This is a genomic window from Psychrobacter sp. FME5 (genome assembly GCF_014861375.1).
GTDB lineage: Bacteria > Pseudomonadota > Gammaproteobacteria > Pseudomonadales > Moraxellaceae > Psychrobacter.
This window is the reverse complement of record NZ_RRYX01000193.1, coordinates 1-2,403: the sequence shown is the minus strand read 5'-3', so window position 1 is coordinate 2,403 and position 2,403 is coordinate 1. Positions and strand designations below refer to the sequence as shown.

The 2,403-nt window shown below is 43.9% G+C and carries 1 protein-coding gene and 1 pseudogene; both read right to left on the bottom strand.

All coding sequences use genetic code 11. The features are described from left to right. Positions 1-206 precede the first annotated feature (206 nt). Positions 207-2,180, bottom strand: a complete 1,974-nt coding sequence (gene fhuB, locus EI161_RS13995; protein WP_192519867.1) for a Fe(3+)-hydroxamate ABC transporter permease FhuB — start codon at positions 2,178-2,180, stop codon at positions 207-209. Then, positions 2,177-2,403 (bottom strand): annotated as a pseudogene (locus EI161_RS13990) (ABC transporter substrate-binding protein); the annotation flags it as partial. The gene fhuB and the pseudogene EI161_RS13990, both read right to left, overlap by 4 nt.

Here is a 2,403-nt window from a genome sequence, read left to right as displayed (position 1 = left end):
GCACAGTCATCATGGGTTAAATGAGTACCGTAAGTTACGGTTTATTAAAGACTTTCTACTATCAAAGTCACTCAAATAGCATGAATTATGTCCATTAGCGACTACCTTCTACTTTTTAGCATGAATTTTGTCCATTACACCAAAATTTTTAAAGCCCTAAATAGCGATAATGTTGTCATGTCGTTATTGAAGTATTAACCATATGGTTACGCTCTAATACGCCGCATCAAATATAGAAAATAAGCGCCGCCAATGATAGCAGCAATGGTGCCAGCAGGTATCTCATAGGGAAATATGAGATAGCGTCCAACCCAGTCTGCTATGACCATTAAGCCCGCGCCTAAGATAGCGGACAGTTGAATTTGACGTTTGAGCTTTACCGCGCCTAATGTGCTGGCGAGGTGAGGTATCATCAGACCCACAAAACTGAGTGGTCCCACTGCTAACGTTGATATCGTACTCAGTAAAGCTACAAGAATGAGTATCAAGGTTTGATACAATCTCAAAGATACCCCAAGCTCACGGGCAATCCCGCTACCTAGGCTCAATATTTCTAATGGTTTGATCACCATAAAGCTTAATAAAAAAAGTATAAAAGCCAATCCTACTAAAATCCATGCCGTTTCTGGACTGGCAAGGTACGTAGAACCTGATAGCCAACTTAACACCGCTTGTAACCGTTGATCGCCAGATATTTTTACCAGACTTAATAAACCGCCCATCAATGCGGCAATGGCCACACCAACTAATAATAAATAAGCTGGATTGATACGACGGGCAAGCCATAAGATCAAGCTAAGGACAATAAAAGCGCCCAATAATCCTGATAATATAATACCTGTATAGCCAAAACTGGGTAGGAAAACAAAGGCCAATACCACGCCTATCGCTGAGCCTGAGCTGATACCGAGTACTTCAGGGCTAGCCATCGGGTTACGTGTTAAGGTTTGTAGCAGCACGCCAGCAGTGGCTAGCATTATGCCAGTGGCGGCTGCGCTTAACGTACGAGGCAATCTAAAATTAACAATTAAATGTCCTAGCGTACTAAGCTGCCAGCCATTTGAAGTAGCCGTAAAGATAAGTACGCCTATGAGCAACAGTATTAAGGCGATACTCCAACCCATTAAATGAGTGTCACGGCGTTCTGAAACTAAAGTCGGAATAACCTCATCGGTATGTTGACGACTTTGGCTCACGATTAACCATATCACCAATGGGGCACCAAGTATGGCCGTCATTGCATCAGCAGGAATATTTAGGCTTAAATAATGTTGTAACAGCGTCGTGGCATTACTGGTGATCCATAACAACAGCGCTCCAAACACATAACCTAATAGCAAACGGTAACCAATACGCCGTACCGAAAACACATTCACCAGTGTGGCAGCCCCTAAACCAATAAAGCCAATAGGCCCCACGCGACTGACGACAAGGGCGGTCAGTAGTGCCACCAATCCCACTACCAATCCACGAATGAGGTTGATAGGAACGCCCAAACTTTTGGCTTGCCTATCATCTAAGCTCATTATTTCTAATGGTTTTAATAAAGGTATTAAGCTAATAAAGGCGATCACACTAGCGATGCTTAATACGGCAGATACTTGCCAGTTATTCTGAGTGAGACTGCCCGCCGCCCACACCATGACGTTTAAGGTTTCTTCAGCATAATAAATCAATAATAAAGCAGTAATAGCGCCCAATAAAATATTGGTTACCAGTCCGCCAAGCACCAATACCAAAGGATTCATGCGGCTAGGCGCAGCTAGAAGAAAAACAATCGCCATACTGCCAAGCGCGCCCATAAAAGCGACCCAAAAACTTCCCCCCAACGCTAAAGTAGGCAGGAATAACGTGACAATGAGCAGCGCCATATTTGCACCGCTACCGACTGCTAGTGTCGTGTCTGAGGCCAATGTGTTTTTTACCAGCTGTTGTAATAAAACACTGACCAATCCTAAAAGGCCACCAGCGGTCAATGCTACCAACATGGTCGGTAGGATTTGTAGCTGGGTACTCATATCCGAAAGTGATAGCTCAAATGAGGGGGTGAACAATTCTAAAAAAGCGAGAGGCCATAGCTGATGTACGACTGCATAACTGCTGACTACTGCTAGCAGCATTAAGAAAACGACCATCATATAAATACGGTTAGCTGACAAAAAATTATTTTTATTCATCATAAATCGGTATGGCCTACAAAAGTGACATTCGTTAAGCGCTCGGCCAAGACATTCATAGAAGCCACGCCACTGTTGTTCCATGTCGCAGGCAGTAAGGCGATACAGCGGCCTTTTTTGCTAGATGCATGCGCTTGATCAAAGGAATAACCCAAGCGCTGCCACACTAAACTGTCTTCTAATTCAAGTTTGAGAAGGTCACTAAGAGGTTCAACGACCACAAGGC

Bases quoted from the DNA above. Each gene is read 5' to 3' on its own strand.
- fhuB (WP_192519867.1), bottom strand. From the start codon at position 2,180: ATGATGAATAAAAATAATTTTTTGTCAGCTAACCGTATTTATATGATG.